We start from the raw sequence: 22,571 nt of genomic DNA, 5'->3' as shown, positions 1-22,571 counted from the left end.
TCGTCCAACTGCATTGTCCGCTTCAGAACGCATTGCCGAGATTGCCAGTTTTACAGCCAAGTTCCGCTTAGGGTCGATTTGAGTCACTCAAATACCCGTAATTCTGTAACAAGCTGCCTGTCATAACCCCGCCCCAAGCAACCCCACCTCCCCGCCCGCGCTGAGCGCACCTAGTCCGATGCGTGAGCCCTCCTGCTACCGAGTATCCGGCGGCGGTGCGGTGGCCGTCCGCACCGCAACACCCAGCCGTAGTACGGCTTCGTCGAGCATGCCTTCGGCCAGATTGCCGTAGCCCAGTACCAGGCCGTTACATCGCATCGGCGGGCGGGTGTAGCTGCTCAGTGCGCGCACCCCCAGGCCGAGTACGGCTGCGGCCTGGGCCACGCGCTGGTCGCTGCATGTGTCCGGCAACCACATGGCCAGATGCAGGCCGGCCTCGCCGCCCGAGAGCGCGACGTCCGAGCCGAACTCGGCTTTCAAGGCTGCGCGCAAGGCGGCCTGACGGGCGGCGTAGCGGGCGCGCATGCGGCGCAGGTGGGTGGTGTAGTGGCCCCGCTCGATGAAATCGGCCAGGGCACGTTGCTCAATGCCCTGCCCCAGCCGGGCCGCCTGCACCGAGGCACGCGCAAAGTCGGCGGCGATGGCATGCGGCAGGACCAGATAGCCCAGACGCAGGCCGGGATAGAGGGTTTTGCTGAAGGTGCCGATGTAGACCACAGGCGCATCCGGCTGCAAGCCGAACAACGCAGGCGGCGCCGGGCCGGCACGACGGAATTCGCTGTCGTAGTCATCCTCGATGATCCAAGCCCCGGCCTGACGGGCGCGTTCGATCAGCGCCAACCGGCGCGACAGCGGCAGGACACGGCCCGTCGGATATTGATGCGAGGGCGTGACCATGATCAGGCGCGGCGGGTGATCCCGCCAGTCGTCCTCCCCCGCCGCCATGCCCTCGGCGTCCACCGGCACGTGGTGCACACGCAAGCCGGCCAGGCCAAGGGCCACGCGGGCGGCGAGATAGCCGGGGTTTTCGGCCCAGGCAATCTCGCCATGATCGGCCAGCAAGCGGGCGCAGAGGTCCAGGGCGGCCTGCGTGCCGCTGGTGATGACAATTTGCGTCGGTTCAACCGCCAGCCCCCGGACGGTGGTGAGATGCGCCGCCAGCGCCGCACGCAAGGCGGGGTCTCCGCCATGCGCGGCATACCCGAGCTGGCGCCATCCGGCATCGCGCCAGGCCCGCTCCAGGCAGGCCCGCCAGGTCCGAAACGGAAAGGCCGCGTAGTCCGGCGTGCCCGGCGCAAACGGCAAGGCGGCAATCTCGCCGGGCGGCCCGGACTGGCAGGCCGCCAAAGCGCGGGCAGAGAGTTGCAAACCGGCCGCAACGGCAGGGCCGGCGGCAGCGGGCGGCATGGGCATGGCGGGCAGCGAGGCTACCCGCGTTCCCTGACGATCCGAGATCAAACAGCCCTCTGCGCTCAGTTGCTCATAGGCAAACAGAACCGTGTTGCGGGCAATGTTCAGGGAGGCCGCCAGGCTGCGGCTGGCTGGCAGCAGTGTACCGGGCATCAACCGGCCGGACAGAATGGCATCGCGCAGTCGCAGGTAGAGCACACGCTGCCGCGGCAGGCTGTCCGGCAACGGGGGCGCAAGCAACCAGTCCAATTCCATCGTGGCTCCATAAACTATTCATTTTGTGGCACTAACAACGGTACCACGACTTGCTTAAAGTCAGGCCATCGACCCACTGATGAAAGCTGACACCATGCGCCCCAACCCCGCTCCCTCCGACCGCACCCGCGTCCGCCGCAAACCCGAGCGCGCCCATTACGACACCGAGCGTATTCACGCCATCGTCGATGCGGCGGTGATCTGCCACGTTGCCTTCCAGATTGACGGCATGGTGCACGCTATTCCCACCATTCACTGGCGGGAGGGCGATGCCCTTTACATCCACGGTGCCAAGGCATCGCGCATGCTGCAGGCCCTGACCACCGGCCAGGCCTGCATCACGATCGCCCTGGCCGATGGCCTCGTGCTAGCCCGTTCGGCCATGCACCATTCGATGAACTATCGTTCGGTGGTCATTTACGGCCAGTTCGAGCTGGTTCAGGATGAAGAGGAGAAACTGCGCAGCCTGACCGCGCTGATCGAGGGCCTGTACCCCGGACGCTGGGATACGCTGCGCCCGATCAACGCCAAGGAGCTGAACGCCACCAGCGTCCTGCGCATTCCCCTCACGGAAGCCTCCGCCAAGGTGCGCGACAGCGGCGTCAAGGATGACGATGAAGACCTGGGCTGGCCGGTCTGGGCCGGGGTCATCCCGCTCCACACCACGCTGGGCACCCCCAGCCGGGATGCGGAGAGCGTCGGCCAGACGGTGCCCACAACCCGCTTCGATGCGGAAAGCCCGCTGGCTTGATGGCGGACGGGCTTAGCCTGCTGAACGGGGGCTGACTGAACGGGGTCTGACGCAAGAAAGCCGGTGTATCAGCCGCAGCACGCGGGGGAAGGTGCAGCACGCGAGGGGAAGCCCCTCGCCCCCTTCACGCTGCCAGCAGCGGCGTTGCCTGACCGCTGTGGATTTGCTGGCGGACGAGCTGGACGGCGCGCAGCAGTTCCAGGCGGCCGCAGGCGGCGAGGTCTGCTTCGGCGGCGTTGAAGGCGCGAATCAGGCGTCGGACGGTGGCATCGTCGGGCAGACCACGGCGGGCGATGTCGATGAGGCTGGCCCCGGCGGATTCGTAAAACGGGATGGCGCGGGCGTCGCGGTGCAGGTAGGCCAGCGCCGTGGCCACGTTGAACACGCCGGCAATCGAGGTCAGGTGATCCGGCTCGGTCGGCCCGCCAGAGATCAGCAGGTCGAGGTGCAAACGGGGCGGCAGCATCATGTCCACGAATTCGATCGCACTCAGGCGATCAGCGGGCATGAGGAGTGGGCGCCTCAGGGCGCCGGAAGGGAATTTTTTCATGCGGGAAAAGACGCGGCGGCCCCGGCCGGGTGCCGCCGCAAAACAGATCAAAACACGCCCTTTCCGACGGTCGACCGTCGAAAAGGGCTGAATTTCAAACGCTCAGGTAAACCTGGCCGGCTTCGACCTTGACGTCGAATTTGCTGCAGCTGCCCACATCCGGGGCGACGGCGTGGCCGTCTTCCAGGTTGATGTTCCAGCTGTGCAGCGGGCAGGTGACCTTGCGGCCATGCACCAGCCCCTGCGAGAGCGGGCCGCCCTTGTGCGGGCATTTGTCGTGCAGGGCAAAGACGCTGTCGTCGGCAGTGCGGAAGAGAGCGATGTCGCCGCCCTTTTCCGGACGGACGATGCGCGAACCCAGACGCGGAATGTCTTCCAGCGGGCAGATCAGTTTCCATTGGCTCATGTTGTTTTCCTCGTTTCTGGGGGTTTTCAGGCGTCGACCGCAACCGGGACGATGGGGATGAATTGCTTGACCGGCTTGGTTTCGCGGCTGGTTTCCCACGGGTCGCGGGCGTCCTTGAGCGAATCGAGCAGGCGCTGGTAGTAGGCCTTGCGCCCTTCTTCGTCTTCCAGAATCTTGCTCTTGATGTAGTCGAGGCCAACGCGCTCCATGTAGTGGCAGGTGCGCTCCAGATACCAGCCTTCTTCGCGGTAGAGCTGCAGGAAGGCGCCGGAGTATTCCATGACCTCCTCGTCGGTCTTCACCTTGCACAGGAACTGCGCCACTTCGGTCTTGATGCCGCCGTTACCGCCGATGTAGAGCTCGTAGCCGGAATCGACGCCAATCACGCCGACGTCCTTGATGCCGGCTTCGGCGCAGTTGCGCGGGCAGCCGGAGACAGCCAGCTTGACCTTGTGCGGGGCGTACATGTCGAAGAGCATCTTCTCGAGCTTGACACCCATGTCCATCGACTTCTGGGTGCCAAAGCGGCAGTGCTCGGCGCCGACGCAGGTTTTGACGGTGCGGATCGACTTGCCGTAGGCGTGGCCGGAGACCATGCCGGCGGCGTTGAGATCGGCCCAGATGCCCGGCAGGTCTTCCTTCTTCACGCCAAGCAGGTCGATACGCTGGCCGCCGGTGACCTTCACGGTCGGCACCTGGTATTTCTCGGCGGCATCGGCAATCGCGCGCAGCTCGGCCGGCGTGGTCAGGCCGCCCCACATGCGCGGCACGACCGAATAGGTGCCGTCCTTCTGGATGTTGGCGTGCGAGCGTTCGTTGATCAGGCGGGACTGCGGATCATCCTGCGCTTCCTGCGGCAAACTGGAGATCAGGTAGTAGTTGACCGCCGGACGGCACTTGTCGCAACCATCCGGCGTCTTCCAGGCGAGGCCGGAGAAGACGGCTTCCTTGGTAGTCAGGTGCTGGCTGACGATGGCTTCACGCACGGCCTTGTGGGAATGGTCGGTACAGCCGCACATCGGCTTGCTGTCCGAAGCGGCCGGCGTGTAGGCCCCGCCGATGGTCGAAGCCAGAATCTGCTCGACCAGACCGGCACAGGAGCCGCAGGACGACGCCGCCTTGGTGTGCTTCTTCACCTCATCGAGCGTGAACAGGCCTTTTTCCTTGATCGCCTTGACGATGGTGCCCTTGGTCACGCCGTTACAACCGCACACCTCGGCCGAATCCGGCATCTCGGCGGCCTTGCTCTTGCCGGCATGGCCCACGTCGCCAACCAGGCTCTGGCCGAAAATCAGGGAATCACGGATATCGTGGATATCGCGCCCGTCCTTCAGCAGCTGGAAATACCAGGGACCATCTGCCGTGTCGCCGTACATCACGCCGCCGACCAGCTTGTTGTCCTTGATCACCAGCTTTTTATAAACGCCGCCGTAGGGGTCGTTGAGGACGATTTCCTCATAGCCCTCGCCGCCCATGAATTCACCGGCAGAAAAGAGATCGATGCCGGTCACCTTGAGCTTGGTGGAGGTCACCGAGCCGGTGTAGCGGCCGATGCCGTAGCCGGCCAGATGGTTCGCGGCGACCTTGGCCTGCTCGAAAAGCGGCGCAACCAGGCCGTAGGCGATGCCGCGATGGCTGACGCACTCGCCGACCGCGTAAATCTTCGGGTCGTAGGTCTGCATGGTGTCATTCACCACGATGCCACGGTTGCAGTAGATACCGGATTGCTCGGCCAGGGTGAAATTGGGGCGGATACCGGCGGCCATCACGACGAGGTCGGCCGGAATCTGCATGCCGTCCTTGAAGCGGATGGCGGCCACGCGACCGCTCTCGCCCTGAATGAGGGCTTCGGTGTGCTTTTGCAGCAGGAACTTGAGGCCCTTGTCTTCCAGCGACTGCTGCAGCATCTTGCCGGCGGTTTCGTCGAGCTGGCGTTCGAGCAACCAGGGCCCGATATGCACGACCGTCACATCCATGCCGCGCAGCTTGAGGCCGTTGGCGGCTTCCAGACCGAGCAGGCCGCCTCCGATGACCACAGCGTGCGTGTGCTTGGTCGCGGCATCGATCATCTCGTCGGTGTCCTTGATGTCGCGATAGCCGATCACACCCGGCAAATCGTTGCCCGGGATGGGCAGCATGAAGGGCGTCGAGCCGGTGGCGATGAGCAGGCGGTCGTAGCTTTCCTCGGTGCCGTCGTCGGCGATCACCTTGCGGTGCACGCGATCAATGGTGCGGATGGTCTTGCCGGTATGCAGCGTGATGTTGTTTTCCGCATACCACTCCAGCTCGTTGAGGATGATGTCCTTGACCTGCATTTCGCCCGCCAGGACCGGCGAGAGCAGGATGCGGTTGTAGTTGGGATGCGGCTCGGCGCCAAAGACCGTGATGTCGTAATGATCCGGCTTGATCTTCAGCAGCTCTTCGAGAGTGCGGACACCGGCCATGCCGTTGCCGATCAGGACCAGCTTGGGTTTCGCAGCAGAGGTATTCATGATGGGGCTCCTGGTTGCTTGGTACACCGTCAGGTGTTCAATTCATCCAGCGCATGACCTCGTTGCCATCCTGCCGCCCCCGTTGGCGACCTGTTCGCTGATTCTGGCGTAGTTACAGCAAAGCCTGTGCCATCCCCGAAAAGCCGGATTTGGCGGCGATCCGCCCTGTTCGGCATGGTCCCGGCGCACCATTTATGGGCGAGCCACCCCATTCCGGTGCGAGACAAATCGCCAAATACACCAAAAGCATCCAAATGAACCATCTATGCTAAAGTGAATCTGATGGCATGGGAGGCGCTCTCAACAAGGAGATGCGATGCAAAGAAAAAGACGGCTTTTTCCGGCTTACTACTGGGTGCCGGCACTGATTGTCGTGCTCGGTTGCCTGGCTTCGTTCGCCAGCAGCCGTTTTCTGCAGCATCTCGATGCGGCGCAAAGCCGCGAGCGTTTCCAGATCGCCGCCGGCCACCTAGGTGAAAGACTCATTGAGGATGTGCGCCGCGTCGGCCTGACTGTCGAAGCCAGCGGCTGGTTCTGGCAGGCCTCACCCGAGCTGAGCGAACGCGAATTCATGGTCTATGCCGGGGAGGCCCTGCAACGGACGCCCGGCCTCAATGGCCTGATTCTCTACCAGGCCAGCAAGCTGAGCGACGAAGCCGGCGACGGCTCGCTGATGCCGGTTTTCTCCGCCCCCCCGCTCGATCTGTACGGCCAGCTCGGCCAGTTGCCGGTTGCCCCCTTTGAAGCCGATCAGATCCGGCGCAGCGTCGAACAGGGGACGCCCTTATCTACTGCCGCCGTGGCGATGGGACGGGCCGACCGCACCCGCCTCGTACTCGGCATCGGCCAACCGGTCTATAGCCAGCCCCTGCCGCAGGATGACGCTGCCCGCCTGCGCCAGTTCCGCGGCCTCGCCCTCGGCGTCATCGAACTGGAAAGCCTGATCAGCCATGCGCGCGAGGAGGCCCTGGCGAACGACCTGCAATTCAGCATCTGGGAAGGCCAGGCGGGTACAGGCACGCCGCTGATCCGGGTGGGCGAGGATGCCGCCGATGCGGCCGAAGCAGCGCGCTACAGCCAGGACATCTCGATCACGGGGCAGCGCTGGCACCTGCAGATCCTGCCCGGCCCTTCATGGCAAAACAAGACGGACAGCATTGCGCCGCTGGCGCTCTTTGGCGGGCTGCTCGCCACCCTGATCATCGCAGCGCTCGCCTTCCTCAATCTGCGCAACCGCAGCGAAGCGCTCCGTATTCAGCGGCGCCTGGAACAGATCACCAATCATGCGCCGATCGGGGTCTTCCAGTTACGCTGCCAGCCCGACGGTCAACGCCATGCCACCTATTACAGCCGCAAACTCGCTGAACTGATGGGCATTGAGCCGGAAGAACTGGCCCAGGACCGGCGTCATCTGTTCCGCTATGTCACCGACGAGGACCGCGATGCGTACGAAGCCGTCCTGGCCGACGCGGTGGCCCGCCAAGTGACGTGGGCCACCGAACTGCGGCTGAATATCAACGGCATGGAGCGCTGGATTTACAGCACGGCCTCACCGCAGGTTCAGGAGAATGGCGACGCGCTGTACAACGGCTATGTCGAAGACATCACGGCCAGCCGCGCCCAGCGTGCCCAGATCGTCGCGCTGGCTGAAGAACAGCGCATCCTGCTCGAGAACGTGCCCGTCGGTATTGGCTTCAGCGGGGATGGGCGCTTCATCCGGGCCAACAGCAATTTCCTCAATACCTTCGTCAACACCCCAGAGCAGCCGCTGCTGGGCGCCCCCACCGCACAGATTTTCCAGTCGGAAGAAAGCTACCAGGCTTTCGCCGAGCTGATCCGGCCACAATTGCTGGCGACCGGCCATGGCGAGCTGGAGTGGCCCTTGCGCCGCAACGATGGCGGGGTGTTCTGGGGACGCCTGCAGGGCACCGCGGTTCAGGTACCAGGTTATGCGCGGGCGGCGATCTGGATTTTCGAGGACATCACGGAACGTCGGCAAATGCTGGCGGCGCTGCAGGCTGCCAAGGAAAACATCGAGGCCATCATCGCGGCCCCGGGTCTGCTTGTCTGCATTCTCGACCGCGCGGGCCACATTCTCCGGATCAACGAAGCGGCAGCCCGCAGCCTGGGCAGCTCGCCGGAGACGCTGCTCGGCCAGCGGATTTTTGCCCTCCTGGCCGCCGAGATTCTGGCCGAGCGCCAAACCTGGTTCGACAAGGTGGTCAGCGACGGCACTCCGGCCTTGTTCGAAGATCAGCAAGGGGCGCAATGCTTCGACCATAGCCTTTATCCGGTACGGGACGGCGAAGGTCGCGTCGAGCGCGTGGTCTGCGTGAGCCGCGACATCACCCGCCGGCGTGCTGCCGAACAAGCCATCCAGGAAACCTCCCGCCGCCTCGATCTGGCGCAAGAGGCCGCTGACCTCGGTGTCTTCGAATACACCCCCGAAGATGGACAGGTCCATCTGGATGAACGCGCTGCCGTGCTGGTCCGTGGCATGCCCGGCGACTTCCACGCGCCGCTGGCCGATTTGCTGGCCTTGTTCCGCGAGACAGACCAGCCCCACCCGGTCCGCAGCTTCTTCGAAGACCTGGAGACGCGCACGCGCTGGCAGTTCGATGCCTGTATCGCCTGGCCGGACGGACGCCAGCATTGGGTCCGCTTTCATGCCCAGCTGCACCATCAAAAGCTTGCGGACAAACGCTGGGTCGGCGTCATTCAGGACATCAGCGCCCAGCGCCTGACCGAACAGGCGCTCCGTGAGGCCAAGAACATGGCGGAGCAGGCCACCCAGATGAAGTCCGACTTCCTGGCCAACATGAGCCACGAAATCCGGACGCCGATGAACGCCATCATCGGGATGACGCATTTGGCCCTCAAAACCGAGTTGACCGCCCAGCAACGCGACTACCTGAACAAAATCAATCACTCCGGTCAGCACCTGCTCGGGGTTATCAACGACATTCTCGATTTTTCCAAGATCGAAGCCGGCAAACTGGAAATCGAGACCATTCCCTTCGAACTGGACAGCGTCCTCGACAATGTGGCCAATCTGATCCAGGAAAAGGCCAGCGCCAAGGGGCTGGAGCTGATTTTCAACATCGACCCCGGCGTTCCCGGCAGCCTGCTCGGCGATCCGCTGCGCCTGGGCCAGATTCTGGTCAATTTCAGCAGCAATGCCGTGAAATTTACGGAAGCCGGCTCGATCGAAATTCAGGTCAGCGCCCAGGAGATCGGACCGCAGGCCTACCGCTTCCGCTTTGCCGTGATCGACACCGGGATCGGCCTGAGCAGCGCTCAGCAGGAAAAACTCTTCCAGAGCTTCCATCAGGCCGACACCTCCACGACCCGGCGCTATGGCGGCACCGGGCTGGGCCTGGCGATCAGCAAGCGCCTGGCGGAAATGATGGGGGGCGAGATCGGGGTGACCAGTACCCCGGGCGAAGGTGCCTGCTTCTGGTTCACGGCACAACTGATCCTCAGTTGCCAGGCTGAAAAACCCCGTATTCTGGCGGGCGACATCCGAGGGCGGCGTGTCCTGCTCATCGACGACAACGACAGTTCCCGGGCGGCGCTGGGGGCCAATCTGCGGGCCATGGGCCTGAACACGGACGTGCAGGCGGATGGGCCCGGCGGGCTGGCGGCCATCGAGGCTGCCGTCGCTGCCGGACAGCCTTACGATCTGGCGCTGATCGACTGGCAGATGCCGGGCTGGGACGGTATCGAAACCGCCCGCCAGATCCAGGCGCTTGGATTGCCCCAAACGCCCAAATTGATCATGGTGACGGCCTTTGGCCGTGAAGAGGCAACCCATGCCGCACGCGATGCCGGCTTTGCTGCCACGCTGATCAAGCCGGTTAACCGCTCCCTCCTGTTTGAGGCCATCGCGGGGACGCTCGGCGTGAGCGGCCCGGCGCCAGGGAGCAGCCCGCCCCTGCCCAGCGGCGGCATTGCCGGCTTGCTGCCCGGCAAGCGCATCCTGCTCGTCGAAGACAATGAGCTCAATCAGGAAGTGGCCCTCGGCTTGCTGGCCGACAGCGGCGCTCAAATCGATGTCGCGAACGACGGCCAGGCCGCCCTGACACTGGCTGATCAGGCCTCCTATGACCTGATCCTGATGGACATGCAGATGCCGGTCATGGATGGCATTACCGCCACGCGGGCCTTGCGCGGACGTCCGGCTTACCGGGCAACCCCGATCATCGCGATGACGGCCAATGCCATGCCGTCCGACCGGGAGCGCTGCATGGATGCCGGCATGGACGAGCATCTGGCCAAACCGATTGAGCCGGAGGCCCTCTTTGCTTTGTTGATCCGACACCTCACCCCCTCGCATGCGGTTCGCCCTCAAGGGATGGCGGACGGCAGTGCCGATACCCCAGTCTTGCCCGACATTCCGGGTCTCGACACCCAGGCCGGCTTGAAGCGTGTGCTGGGCAAACAGGCTGCCTACCAAACCATGTTGCGCAAGTTTGTGGCCAACCAGCGTGAGGCCGATCACCTGATCGAGGCTGCCTATGCCTCGGGAGATCTGGGCAGCGCCACCCGTCACGCGCACACCCTGCGCGGCGTCGCGGGCAACATCGGGGCAAATGATCTGATGACCCTGGCTGCCGAACTGGAAAACACACTCCAGACAAACACCTTGCCGCCCGAGGCGATCCGGCAACAGATCACCGCATGCCGCACCCAGTTGCAGGCGCTGATCGGTGCCATTGAGGACGCCCTCGCACGCGTGCCCTCGGCAACACCCGCTGCTCCGCCCGCCTCCCCGGCCCTGCTGGCCCAACTGGAAACCCTGCTGCGCGAAGGCGACCCGCTTGCCGCAGACCTGCTTACCGAACATCAGGCTGCCCTGCGCCAGCGCTTTGGCGACGCCTATCCGCGCATCGCCGGCGCCATCGGCAACTACGATTTCGACGAGGCCACCCGCCTCCTCGCCCCCCACCTCTCGCCCGCCTGACGGAGGCAGTATGGAGACCACCCCGGCCCAGATCCTGGTCGTCGATGACACCCCTGAAAACCTGGCCCTGATGCACGCGCTGTTACGCGATACCTATCGGGTCAAAGTGGCCAATCATGGCCGCCGCGCCCTCGAACTGGCGCGCACTCAGCCCAGCCCGGATCTCATCCTGCTCGACATCATGATGCCGGAGATGGACGGCTACGAAGTCTGCCGGCAGCTCAAGGCCGACCCCGTGACGCGCGACATCCCGGTCCTCTTCCTGACCGCCAAGAGCGAGGAAACTGATGAAGAGACCGGGCTCACGCTGGGGGCCGTCGACTATCTGACCAAACCGATCAAACCGGCCATCGTCCTGGCCCGCATCCGCACCCATCTGCAACTGAAAGCCGCAGCCAGCTTCCTGAGCGATCGCAACGCCTATCTGGAGGCGGAGGTGCAGCGCCGGACACTGGAGGTACAGGCAATTCAGGATGTGACCATCCTGGCCATGGCTTCACTTGCGGAAACGCGGGACAACGAGACCGGCAATCACATCCGGCGCACCCAGCATTACGTGCGCATCCTGGCGGAGGATCTCGCCAGCCACCCGGACCATGCGCGCGAGCTGGACGAGCGGACCATTGGCCTGCTCTTCAAATCAGCCCCGCTGCACGACATCGGCAAGGTGGGCATTCCCGATGCCATCCTGCTCAAGCCGGGGCCGTTCGACAGCGATGAAATGGCCATCATGAAACAACATGCGGCCCTGGGGCGCGATGCCATCGCCCACGCCGAGGCCCAATTGGGCATGGAGGTCGATTTCCTGCGCTTTGCCAAGGAAATCGCCTATTCGCACCAGGAAAAATGGGATGGCAGCGGCTATCCGGAAGGACTCCGGGGCGCTGCCATTCCCCTCTCAGCCCGCTTGATGGCGCTGGCCGACGTGTACGATGCACTGATCAGCAAACGCGTCTACAAACCCGCCTTCACGCATGAAAAAGCCCGCGAGATCATTCTGAACGGCAGCGGCAGTCACTTCGATCCGGAAGTCGTGCAGGCCTTCCTCCGGCAAGAGGCGCAATTCCAGTTGATTGCGGCCACCTTCGCCGACGCCTGAGTGACTCAGCCCCGGCGCACGCTTTCAGTTGCCGCCGCCGTAGCCGCCGCAGAGTTCGACGGCCACCAGGGCCTTGGCCTGGGTCAGATCGGTCGCATAGCCGCTCGCGACCAGGCAACAGGCCACCTGATCGGCCAGCGGCTTGGGCAAAGGCATTTGATGCTCGAGCACCTTGCGCGTCCAGGCCGCCGTGGCCGCCGCATCCAGCCCGTCCGGCAAGGCGGGCAAGGCACGCAGGCTCTCGTGCTCCCCTTCGAACAAGACATCGGCTTGGCCGTCGTGGATGTATTCGAGGCGCGGACGACGCTTCGGATTGGCAAAGGGCTCGCCTTCGGTCCCACGCAGCAACAGGGCACGGCTATCCCGCGCCATGAGCAATTCGCGCATCAGGGCAATGAAGTCCGGGTGCGTGGCCGGGGCGAGCAGGACGGCTTCCCCGGCAAACGGGTTGATCATTTTGACCAGGCTGTGCGCGCTGTTGCGTACCCCCATACGGGCGCGCAACGACAACAATTGGTGCAGCCCCGGGGCGATGGCGGAAAGCGGCACGAAGCTGAGCCCCTGCTCACGCAGTTGCTGCTGCGCCTGAGTCGGCGAAATGGCGGGCAGGATGCCGAGTTCGCGGAAGATCTGGGCCGTGGTGACGCGGCCATAGCCTTCGATCAGGCCATGAATCAGGACCGGCACGCCAAAGCGCTTGAGCAACAAGGCCAGGAGCGGCGTCAGGTTGGCCTCTTTGCGCGCCCCGTTGTAGGTCGGCAGGATGACCGGCCGGGCGCGCCCCTGCGGGTTGTCGAAACGATGCAGATGAGCATCGATGGCCTGCATGAAACCGAGCATTTCCTCGGTCGCCTCCCCTTTCACGCGCAGGGCAATGAGGATGGCGCCGAGTTCGAGATCCGGCACACCGCCATCGAGCATGGCGGCATAGAGCTGACGCGCATCCTCCAGGGTGAGGTCGCGCGAACCCTCGGCGCCGCGCCCGAGTTCCTTGATGTAGTGGCCATAGCTCATGACGGTCTCCTCTTTTTTTACACTTATGCCGCAACCGTTTGCGGGGCGCCGTATTCTGCCACCATCCGTTTGATGTCAGGCAGGCAACCGCCACAAAAGGTGCCGCATTTCAATTTGTCCTGCAGTTTGCCCAGATCGGCACCGGCCGCCAGTTCGGCCTGGATCTGCGTGTCGCTGATGTCGGCGCATTTGCAGACGATGTTGCGGGCGGCCACCGCGACCGGCGGCTTGGCGCTCGGCGCCAGGACAAACCGCATCAGGCTGCTGTCCAGGGCATCCTCGGCCATCGCGGCCTTGAGCCAGGTCTGGGCCAGGGTTTCCCCGGCCAGACGCACGCCAAAGAGCGTGCCATCCACCGTGACAGCCTTCTTGTCGATCCCGCGCCGGGCATCGTGGTAGACGATCGCATCGACCGCACCACTCAGTCCAAAACATTGATCAATTTCGGCCAGTAAATCGGCGTCGACCGTCTGGGCCGTCGCCGCCCGGAACACCACCAGCGGCGTACCGCGCCCATAGAGGGTCAGGCTGGCATAGGGGAAGCGCGCCATGAAGGGCGCTGCCGCCGCCTTCAACGCCAGCGCTTCGGCCTGATCGGCACAGCGGCGCACCACGGCGAGCGGATAACCGAGGCCGGCGTGCATGATCTCGACCGCGGCATGCTTCAATTCCGGCTGTTTCGAGTAGGGATCGGTCGCATCACAAGCCACGGCATTGACGCCGGGCGTGTTCATGAACTGCCCGCCCCAGTGCATGGGCATCCAGGCGCGTCCCTTGATCAGCCCCGGGCGCGTCTCGACGCGCACGACCAGGTCGCCCCGCGCATTGAACACGCGGGCCAGATCGCCGTCGCTCAAACCGCGGTGACGCATGTCGCAGGGATGCATGGCCAGGATGGCCTCATCCTCAAGGTTGAACAGGCGTGGCACGTTGCCGGTCCGGCTCATGCCGTGCCAATGATCGCGCATGCGCCCGCTGAGCAGGCTGATCGGGTAGGTTTCATCCGGCGCATCGGCCGTGGCCTGATGCTGAACCGGCACGAAGCGCGCCCGACGGTCGACCGTCGGAAACAGCCCGTTTTCGTACAGACGCGTCGCCCCGGTGCTCGCCCCCGCCGGGAAAGGCCATTGCTGCGGCCCGCGGGCATCGAGCACGGCATAGGAAAGACCGGTGATGTCGAGGTCACGCCCGCGCGTGCTTTCGCGGTGCTCGTTGAAGATGCTTTCGGCGTCGGCATAGGGGAACAAGGTGGCCGCGCCGGCATGGCCGAGTTGCGCGCCCAAGCGCCGGGCGAAATCGACGACGATTTCCCAATCGTGCCGTGCCTCGGCAAGCGGCGGTACCGCCGGCCGGACGCGGGTGATGCGACGCTCGGAGTTGGTCACCGTGCCATGCTTTTCACCCCAACCCGTGGCCGGCAACAGCAGATCGGCATAGGCGGCGGTATCAGTATTGGCAAAGGTTTCCTGCAGGACAACATATTCCGCCGCAGCGAGGCCGGCGCGGACAGCGGCTTGGTTGGGCAGGGACTGCGCCGGATTGGTGCATGCGATCCAGACGGCCTTGATCTCGCCGGTTTTCAGGGCCTCGAAGAGGTCGACCGCCGGCTTGCCCGGTTTGGCCGGCACATAGGGAATGCCCCAGAAACGCGCCATCTCGGCCCGATCGGCCGGATTGGCCAGGTCGCGGTGGGCAGAGAGGAGATTGGAAAGCCCGCCCACTTCACGCCCGCCCATGGCATTGGGCTGCCCGGTCAGGGAAAACGGCCCGGCGCCCGGCTTGCCGATCTTGCCGGTGGCCAGATGCAGATGAATGAGGGCTGCGTTATTGTGCGTGCCATGCGCCGACTGGTTCAGGCCCTGGCAGTAGAGCGACAGGCTGGCCGGACTTTGCCCGAACCAGCGGGCGGCCTGCATCAGGTCAGCCGTGCTGATCCCGCAGGTATCGGCGACCACGGCGGGCGGATAGCGGCGGACGATCTCGGCCAGCGCCTCGAAGCCGCTCGTGTGGGCATCGATGTAGGCGGGATCGATGAGGTTTTCCTGGATCAGGATGTTGAGCATCCCGTTGAACAAGGCGATGTCGGTGCCGGGACGAATGGCCAGGTGGAGGTCGGCGATCTCGGCGGTCTCCGAACGGCGCGGATCGACCACGATGATGCGCAGATTGGGGTTGGCGGCCTTGGCATCTTCGATGCGCCGGAAAACGATGGGGTGCGCTACCGCCGGATTGGCACCGGCAATCAGCAGGCAATCGGCGTGATCGATATCTTCATAGGCGCACGGCGGCGCATCCACCCCGAGGGTCTGCTTGTAGCCGGCCACCGCCGAGGACATGCAGAGACGGGAATTGGTATCGACGTTATTGGTGCCGATCAGGCCCTTGGCCAGTTTGTTGAAGACATAGTAATCCTCGGTCATCAACTGGCCGGAGATGTAGAACGCCACGGCATCCGGGCCGTGTTCCTGAATGATTGCGGCAAAGCGGGCGGCCGCCTGATCCAGGGCGGCATCCCAATCCAGACGCTGCGGCTCGGCCTCCCGTGTCGGGCGTTGCATGGGGTAATGCAGGCGGGCGCTGGCGGGCGCAGAGAGATGCAGGGTGGCACCCTTGGTACACAAGCGGCCAAAGTTGGCCGGATGATCGGGATCGCCGCGCACACCGACGATCTGGTCGTGTTCGGTTTCGATCAGGACACCGCAGCCGGTCCCGCAATAACAACAGGTGGATTTCACGTCACGTTTCATGGTTTTCGCTCCTGGCCTGCTGTTGAGCAACAGCCATGCCACCCATGAAAATCAGCGACTTGACAGAAAAATGGGGAGTTTCCTCACGGAAATCTCCCCATTCTGGTGCGTCGACCGTCGGAATCGACCTTATTTGATGCGCTGCAGTTTCGGACGCCCTGCTTCGGGGCGCGGCGGCTCCGGAGGCGGTTCATCATCGGGGCGCGCCGGCTCGGCATCCGCACCGGCATCCGGGATCTGGCTTTCCTCGATATCAAACGCCATCCCGGCCCCGTTTTCACGGGCGTAGATGGCGCTGATCTGCTCGATCGGAATCGACAGCTCGCGCGCGACACCGCCAAAGCGAGCCTGGAACTCGATCAGCTCATTGCCCATCTGCAACTTGTTGGTGGCAGTCGGGCCAATGTTGAGGACGATCTGCCCATCACGGACAAACTCGCGCGGTACCCGCGTACGGCCATCGACGGTGACTGCGAGGTGCGGCGTGAAGCCGTTGTCGCAGCACCATTCCCAGATGGCGCGCAGCAAATAGGGCTTGGTGGACGGCAGTTCCATGCCTTACTTGCGCATGGCCTTTTCAGACGGCGTCAGGGCATCAATGAAACCCTGGCGGCTGAAAATGCGTTCGGCGTACTTCATCAGCGGGGCAGCAGCCTTGCCGAGATCGATGCCGTAATGGTCCAAACGCCACAGCAGCGGGGCGATGGCGACGTCGAGCATCGAGAAGTCATCACCCAGCATGAATTTCTGCTTGCTGAAGATGGGGACGATTTCGGTCAGGCGAGCGCGGATTTCCTGGCGTGCCTTATCGGCACCCTTGGCGTTCTTCTCGATCACTTCCATGTGCGAGAAGATTTCACGCTCCATCCCCACCAGCAACTGGCGAGCACGGGCACGCATGATCGGATCGGCCGGCATCAGCTGCGGATGCGGGAAACGCTCATCGATGTATTCGTTGATGATGTTCGGCTCAAACAGGACGAGATCGCGCTCGACCAGCACCGGCACACGGTTGTGCGGGTTGATCGCGGCCATTTCTTCCGGCTTGTTGAACATGTCGACATCGATCACCTGAAAGTCCATGCCCTTTTCGAACAGAACAATGCGGCAACGATGGCTGAAAGGGCAGGTCGTGCCCGAGTAGAGGTTCATCATTTGGGTAACCCTCAAAATGCGATTCGGCATCGGGGGCTGGGAAACCAGCCCGCGATGCCGTCAGCTAATCAAAGAATGATTAGTGGATGTCCTTCCAGTATTCCTTCTTCAGGGCATAAGCCACTACGAACAGAACAGCCAGGAAGGCGAGAACGATCAGGCCAAGCTTCTGGCGGAACTCTTGTTGCGGCTCACCCATCCAGACCATGAAGCCGACGAGATCGGAAATCGACTTGTCGTATTCAGCCTGAGAGAGTTTGCCCGGCACGAGTTGTTCCAGCTTGTGGGTTTCGTGGTTCAGCTCAAACTGTCCCTGGAGTTCCCAGAGCGGGTTCGGCATACCAACGTTTTCAAACACCACGTTATTCCAGCCGGTCGGACGGTTGTCGTCACGATAGAAAGAACGCAGGTAGGTGTACAGCCAGTCTGCACCAGCACCGGCATTACCCGCTTCACCGCGAGCACGTGCCAGGATGGTCAGATCCGGCGGGGTCGCACCGAACCACAGTTTCTGCTCGTCAGAGCGGGCAGCAACCGCCATCAGCGAACCGATCTTGTCGGCGGTGAACATCAGGTTGTCCTTGACCTGCTGTTCGGTCAGACCGAGATCCATCAGGTTTTTGTAACGCATGTAGGACGCGCCGTGGCAGTTCAGGCAGTAGTTCACGAACAGCTTGGCACCGTTTTGCAGTGCTGCCTTGTCGCTCACCGAGCCCGGCCATTTGTCGAGGTGCACATTGCCACCGCTGGCAAATGCCATCAGCGGGGCGAAGAGCAATGCAATCAGAAATTTTTTCATGTTAGGCATCCTCTCACTTCATCGTGACGCGGTCAGGAACCGGCTTGAACTTGTCCATGCGGGACCACCACGGCATACCGAGGAAGAAACCAAAGTAGAAGACCGAGCAGATCTGGGAGACCAGTTCACCCATCGGGGACGGGGACAAGGTACCCAGGTAACCGAGGATCAGGAAGCAGATCACGAAGATGGTCAGCATGACCTTGGTGATCGGACCACGGTAACGGATCGACTTGACCGGGCTACGATCCAGCCACGGCAGGAAGGCGAAGATCACCACGGAGGCACCCATTGCCACCACACCCCAGAACTTGGCATCGAGACCGAACAGCGGATAGGTCACGGCACGCAGGATGGAGTAGAACGGCGTGAAGTACCAGACCGGGGCAATGTGCGGCGGGGTCTTCAGCGGGTCAGCCGGGTAGAAGTTCGGGGTTTCCAGGAAGTAACCGCCACCTTCCGGTGCGAAGAACATGACCGCAGAGAAGGCCATCAGGAAGACGACCACACCGACGATGTCCTTGACCGTGTAGTACGGGTGGAACGGGATGCCATCCAGCGGAATGCCGTTTTCGTCCTTGTTCGCCTTGATTTCGACGCCGTCGGGGTTGTTGGAACCGGTTTCGTGCAGCGCCAGAACGTGGGCGGCAACCAGACCCAGCAGGACCAGCGGGAAAGCGATGACGTGGAAGGAGAAGAAACGGTTCAGGGTGGCATCGCCAACGACGAAGTCACCACGGATCACGATGGACAGGTCCGGACCGATGATGGGGATGGCCGAGAACAGGTTGACGATCACCTGAGCGCCCCAGAAGGACATCTGACCCCACGGCAGCAGGTAGCCGAAGAAGGCTTCGCCCATCAGCACCAGGAAGATGCCGACGCCGAACAGCCAGGTCAATTCACGCGGCTTGCGATAGGAACCGTAGAGCAGGCCACGGAACATATGCAGATAAACCACGATGAAGAAAGCCGAAGCACCGGTCGAGTGCATGTAGCGGATGATCCAGCCACCCGGCACATCGCGCATGATGTATTCGACAGAGGCGAAAGCAACCGGCACGCCATTGGCGTTCAGGGCGGCATCCGGCTTGTAGTGCATGACCAGGAAGATACCGGTGACGATCTGGATGACCAGCACCAGCAGCGCCAGGGAACCGAAGAAATACCAGAAGTTGAAGTTCTTCGGCGCGTAGTACTCGGTCAGGTGCCCCTTGATGCTGGCCGTCAGCGGGAAGCGGGCATCGACCCACTCCAGGACGTTGCCACCCAGGGAACCATCGGACTTGTATTTTTCGAACGTACCGCCAGCCATGTTAAGCCCCCTTCTTGTCTTCGCCGATCAGGATACGTGCATCGGAGAGATACACGTGCGGCGGCACTTCGAGATTGGTCGGTGCAGGCTTTGCCTTGAAAACGCGACCGGCAAAGTCGAAGGTGGAACCGTGACACGGGCACAGGAAGCCGCCCAGCCACTCTCCGCCCATACCTTCTTCACCGCCCTTTTTGAACTTTTGCGACGGCGAGCAGCCCAAGTGGGTACAAATACCGACGACCACCATGATTTCAGGCTTGATGGAACGGGTTTCGTTCTTGGCGTAGTCCGGTTGCTGGTTCTTTTCAGACTTCGGATCAGCAACGGCATCAGCCAGCTTCGGCAAAGTGTCGAGCATGTCCTTGGTGCGGTTGATGATCCACACCGGCTTGCCACGCCACTCGACCGTCATCATCTGACCGGCCTCGAGCTTGCTGATGTCGACTTCAACCGGTGCACCTGCTGCTTTTGCACGCTCGGAAGGAAGCAAGCTGGAGACGAACGGAACAAGCGCGCCAACGGCACCTGCCCCGCCCACGGCTGCGGTTGCGACGATCAGACGCCGCCGTCCGCAGTCCACTTTTCCTTGTTCGCTCATATCGCTGACCCCTAAAGGAATTGGATGGGATTAAAAAATAAACACTCAATTATACGACATCGAAAGACGTACTGTCAGCCGCCACAAGCCTTCCGCTCTCGAAAGGCCTGTGCCAGCGTGCCGCTATCGACAAATTCAAGTTCACCGCCAACCGGCACGCCGCGCGCAATGCGCGTGACTGAAATCCCCCGTGCATTCAACTTTGCGGTGATGTAGTGCGCGGTCGCCTCACCCTCGTTAGTGAAATTGGTAGCCAGAATCACTTCTTTGACCAGGCCATCCGTAGCCCGCTCGATCAGGCGCTCAACACCGATTTCCCTTGCACCAACGCCATCCAGGGGGGAAATTCTCCCCATCAGGACGTAATAAAGCCCTGAATAGGCAAGCGTCTGCTCCATCATGTTGAGATCAACCGGCGTCTCAACCACACACAGCAGCGATGCATCCCGGGCCGGCGAAGCACAACGCTCGCAGACTTCGGTTTCGGAAAAGGTATTGCACTGCCGACAATGGCGAATGGCGCTCAATGCGTGCAACAAAGCCTCGCCAAGACGCAAGGCCCCATCGCGCTCCCGTTGCAGCAAGTGATAGGCCATGCGCTGAGCAGACTTCGGCCCGACACCCGGCAGGCAGCGCAAGGCCTCGATCAGCCCTTCAACCGCGGAGGGGGTTGCCACGGAGTTAGAACGGAAGCTTGAAGCCCGGCGGCAGGTTCAGGCCGGAGGTAAAGCCGGACATTTTTTCCTGACTGACCGTCTCTGCGCGACGGGCCGCATCGTTCACGGCCGCAGCAACCAGATCCTCCAGCATTTCGCGGTCATCCATCACGGAAGGATCGATGCTCACGCGACGGACATCATGCCCACAGGTCATCACCACCTTGACCATCCCGGCCCCTGCCTGACCCTCGACTTCGACCTGAGCCAGCTGCTCCTGGGCCTTCTTCATGTTTTCCTGCATCATCTGGGCCTGCTTCATGAGGCCTGCAATACCACCCTTCATCATCTTGATACTCTCCGTTAGGCGATGGGTTTGATAGACGAATCAACAAGCGACGCATCGAATGTTTCAATCACGTCGCGTACAAAAGAGTCTTGCTCGATCGAGGCAACAGCCTGATCCTGGCGCGCCTGACGCTCGCGCCCTGCGGCAGCAGCAGGTGTATCTGCCTCGACTTGCGCCACCTCGAATCGAACCACGACGGGGCGACCGAGATAGTCCGAGAGGGCCTGCTGCAGACGGTCTGGCGCCGGTTTCATCTGGAGATGACCATGCGAGGGCGCAAGGCGCAGCAGACAGGTGTTTTCATCCAATGTCCGCAGTTCGCAATGCTGCGCCAGTTCGCGGGCCAGGCCACTGATCTGCAAGTTGGCCACGATATCGTGCCAATCATCACCCTGCTGCGCCCGGACCGACGGTGCCGGCCGCTGCGTCACGCCCTCATCCGGAGAGGGAACCGCAGTCTGGACTACGGGAGCGGGGGCACGGCTCACATCTGAAACGGGCTGACGCAAAGGCTGCGCTTTAACAGCCACCGGAGAGGGGGAGGAACGTTCCAATACCGCCGGGCGTTCCCGAACCCGCTGCGCAGCAGATGCCACTACTTCGGCGACGGTCGACGGTCGAAAAGCATGCAATCTGAGGAGGGTCATCACGAATCCGGAATACTCATCCGGCGCCGACGACATTTCGACCCGACCTACGTTCACGATCTGATAAGCGAGCTGGACGAACTCAGGGGAAAACGCCTCTGCAAAGCGCAGCAACGAAGCGCGTTCAGGATCGTCCTCATCCAGGGCTGCCGGCACGCACTGCGCAATCTGCAAGCGCGTCAGCAAAGCCCCCAGGTCCTGCAAGGCGGCAGAGAAAGAAAGACTGCGAATCGCCAGATCAGCAGCCACACTCAATAGCGCCCCCGGATCGCCAGCAGCAAGCGCATCCAGGATGGAAAACAGATAATCCAGATCGACCGTGCCCAGCATGGCACGCACCTGAGCCTCATCGACCTGCCCTGCCCCATGAGCGATCGCCTGATCCAGCAAGGAAAGCGCATCGCGCATACTCCCCGCCGCAGAACGCGCAATCAGCCCAAGAGCGGGCAGATCAAATGCCACCCCTTCGGTTTGGAGAATATGCGCGAGGTGCGAGGTAATGGCCGGAACCGGCATCTGCTTCAGATTGAACTGCAGGCAGCGCGACAAAACCGTCACGGGAATTTTTTGCGGATCGGTCGTCGCGAGAATGAATTTCACATGCTCGGGCGGCTCTTCCAAGGTCTTCAACATCGCATTGAAGGCCGAGTTGGAAAGCATGTGCACTTCGTCGATCACATAGACTTTGAAGCGCCCGCGTGTCGGGGCATACACTGCATTTTCGAGCAGTTGTCGCATCTCATCGACACGGGTATTGGTCGCCGCATCCACCTCGAGCAGGTCAACGAAACGGCCGGCATCGATTTCCTGACAAGCCGTGCAGACACCGCAGGGTGTCGGCGTAATACCTTGTTCGCAGTTCAGGGATTTGGCGAGAATACGGGCGATGGTCGTTTTACCGACCCCACGCGTCCCCGTAAAGAGATAAGCGTGATGCAAGCGCTGCTCAGACAGGGCGTGCGTCAGAGCACGTACAACATGCTCCTGCCCGACGAGCGTAGAAAAATTGCGCGGCCGCCACTTGCGTGCAAGAACCTGATAACTCATGCGCCCCACACCAAAGCAAAAATGAAAATGGCGAGCCTAACCCCCGGCACTTGCAGTAAATGGCTGTGGCTGCTTCCTTCCGGACCTGACCAGGTTCACCACCCTGCAATGCGGGGAGACCCGCCGGCGCGAATTCTAGCATAGTCACTGAGTGAAATCAGCGGAAATCGCCGGTATTTTTGGCTTAACGCCCGTTGGCGGAAGGTTGTGTCAATGCCAGGCGAATTGTAGCTTGGGGGTTGAGTTGTTTGAGAGTGAGTAAACGGCAAAGCCCCCTGCGGCTGTTGCCGAGGGGGCTTTGAATGGGGAGCCTGGCGG

At 62.5% G+C, this 22,571-nt stretch carries 17 protein-coding genes and 1 other RNA gene; 3 read left to right on the top strand and 15 right to left on the bottom strand.

Annotation, left to right across the window (positions count from 1 at the left end):
* Positions 1-195: 195 nt before the first annotated feature.
* Complete coding sequence (locus tag AACO21_RS16380; RefSeq protein WP_346193601.1) at positions 196-1,665, bottom strand: PLP-dependent aminotransferase family protein; 1,470 nt, start codon at positions 1,663-1,665, stop codon at positions 196-198.
* Positions 1,666-1,744: 79 nt separating this feature from the next.
* Between AACO21_RS16380 and AACO21_RS16375 the strand changes: the two genes are divergently transcribed.
* On the top strand, positions 1,745-2,416 hold the full coding sequence (locus AACO21_RS16375; RefSeq protein ID WP_346193600.1) for a pyridoxamine 5'-phosphate oxidase family protein: 672 nt from the start codon (positions 1,745-1,747) through the stop codon (positions 2,414-2,416).
* A gap of 124 nt (positions 2,417-2,540) precedes the next feature.
* Here the strand turns inward: AACO21_RS16375 and AACO21_RS16370 are convergent, their stop codons facing one another.
* The 3 genes from AACO21_RS16370 to nirB form a co-directional block, all read right to left on the bottom strand.
* Entirely contained in the window at positions 2,541-2,924 is a 384-nt protein-coding gene (locus tag AACO21_RS16370; RefSeq protein ID WP_346193599.1) for a hypothetical protein, read from the bottom strand.
* Between the two features lie 136 nt (positions 2,925-3,060).
* Entirely contained in the window at positions 3,061-3,372 is a 312-nt protein-coding gene (gene nirD / locus AACO21_RS16365) for a nitrite reductase small subunit NirD (protein ID WP_346193598.1), read from the bottom strand.
* Positions 3,373-3,398: 26 nt separating this feature from the next.
* Positions 3,399-5,864: a nitrite reductase large subunit NirB gene (gene nirB, locus AACO21_RS16360; protein ID WP_346193597.1), complete on the bottom strand. Its 2,466-nt coding sequence runs from the start codon at positions 5,862-5,864 to the stop codon at positions 3,399-3,401.
* Between the two features lie 316 nt (positions 5,865-6,180).
* Here nirB and AACO21_RS16355 point away from each other — a divergent pair, with 316 nt between their 5' ends.
* The gene (locus AACO21_RS16355) at positions 6,181-10,827 is read left to right on the top strand and encodes a response regulator (RefSeq protein WP_346193596.1); all 4,647 of its coding nucleotides are present in this window, start codon (positions 6,181-6,183) and stop codon (positions 10,825-10,827) included.
* A 10-nt stretch (positions 10,828-10,837) separates the two neighbouring features.
* Positions 10,838-11,926 carry a two-component system response regulator gene (locus AACO21_RS16350; RefSeq protein ID WP_346193595.1) on the top strand — a complete coding sequence of 363 codons (1,089 nt, stop codon included), beginning with the start codon at positions 10,838-10,840 and terminating at the stop codon, positions 11,924-11,926.
* Positions 11,927-11,950: 24 nt separating this feature from the next.
* Here the strand turns inward: AACO21_RS16350 and ybiB are convergent, their stop codons facing one another.
* The 11 genes from ybiB to ffs all read right to left on the bottom strand — a co-directional run bounded on the left by ybiB (position 11,951) and on the right by ffs (position 22,378).
* Complete coding sequence (ybiB, locus tag AACO21_RS16345; RefSeq protein WP_346193594.1) at positions 11,951-12,940, bottom strand: DNA-binding protein YbiB; 990 nt, start codon at positions 12,938-12,940, stop codon at positions 11,951-11,953.
* Between the two features lie 23 nt (positions 12,941-12,963).
* Entirely contained in the window at positions 12,964-15,687 is a 2,724-nt protein-coding gene (locus AACO21_RS16340) for a molybdopterin-dependent oxidoreductase (RefSeq protein ID WP_346193593.1), read from the bottom strand.
* Between the two features lie 129 nt (positions 15,688-15,816).
* Positions 15,817-16,242, bottom strand: a complete 426-nt coding sequence (locus tag AACO21_RS16335) for a ClpXP protease specificity-enhancing factor (protein ID WP_346193592.1) — start codon at positions 16,240-16,242, stop codon at positions 15,817-15,819.
* 3 nt (positions 16,243-16,245) lie between these two features.
* Positions 16,246-16,842, bottom strand: coding sequence for a glutathione S-transferase N-terminal domain-containing protein (locus AACO21_RS16330; protein ID WP_346193591.1), 597 nt, complete (start codon positions 16,840-16,842; stop codon positions 16,246-16,248).
* A gap of 79 nt (positions 16,843-16,921) precedes the next feature.
* Positions 16,922-17,641, bottom strand: a complete 720-nt coding sequence (locus AACO21_RS16325) for a cytochrome c1 (RefSeq protein ID WP_346193590.1) — start codon at positions 17,639-17,641, stop codon at positions 16,922-16,924.
* 13 nt (positions 17,642-17,654) lie between these two features.
* Positions 17,655-18,956 (bottom strand): cytochrome b N-terminal domain-containing protein, encoded by a 1,302-nt coding sequence (locus AACO21_RS16320; protein ID WP_346193589.1) that lies wholly within the window; start codon positions 18,954-18,956, stop codon positions 17,655-17,657.
* A gap of 1 nt (position 18,957) precedes the next feature.
* The gene (gene petA, locus AACO21_RS16315) at positions 18,958-19,554 is read right to left on the bottom strand and encodes a ubiquinol-cytochrome c reductase iron-sulfur subunit (protein ID WP_346193588.1); all 597 of its coding nucleotides are present in this window, start codon (positions 19,552-19,554) and stop codon (positions 18,958-18,960) included.
* A 74-nt stretch (positions 19,555-19,628) separates the two neighbouring features.
* A complete protein-coding gene (gene recR, locus AACO21_RS16310) occupies positions 19,629-20,231 on the bottom strand; it encodes a recombination mediator RecR (RefSeq protein ID WP_346193587.1) in 603 nt (200 codons plus the stop codon).
* Between the two features lie 4 nt (positions 20,232-20,235).
* On the bottom strand, positions 20,236-20,559 hold the full coding sequence (locus tag AACO21_RS16305) for a YbaB/EbfC family nucleoid-associated protein (protein ID WP_346193586.1): 324 nt from the start codon (positions 20,557-20,559) through the stop codon (positions 20,236-20,238).
* Positions 20,560-20,573: 14 nt separating this feature from the next.
* Positions 20,574-22,253, bottom strand: a complete 1,680-nt coding sequence (gene dnaX, locus AACO21_RS16300; protein WP_346193585.1) for a DNA polymerase III subunit gamma/tau — start codon at positions 22,251-22,253, stop codon at positions 20,574-20,576.
* A 26-nt stretch (positions 22,254-22,279) separates the two neighbouring features.
* An RNA gene (gene ffs, locus AACO21_RS16295) (signal recognition particle sRNA small type) lies at positions 22,280-22,378 on the bottom strand.
* Between the last annotated feature and the right edge of the window lie 193 nt (positions 22,379-22,571).

The organism is Dechloromonas sp. ZS-1, assembly GCF_039649255.1.
Lineage (GTDB): Bacteria > Pseudomonadota > Gammaproteobacteria > Burkholderiales > Rhodocyclaceae > Azonexus.
This window is presented reverse-complemented; position numbering and strand designations above follow the sequence as displayed.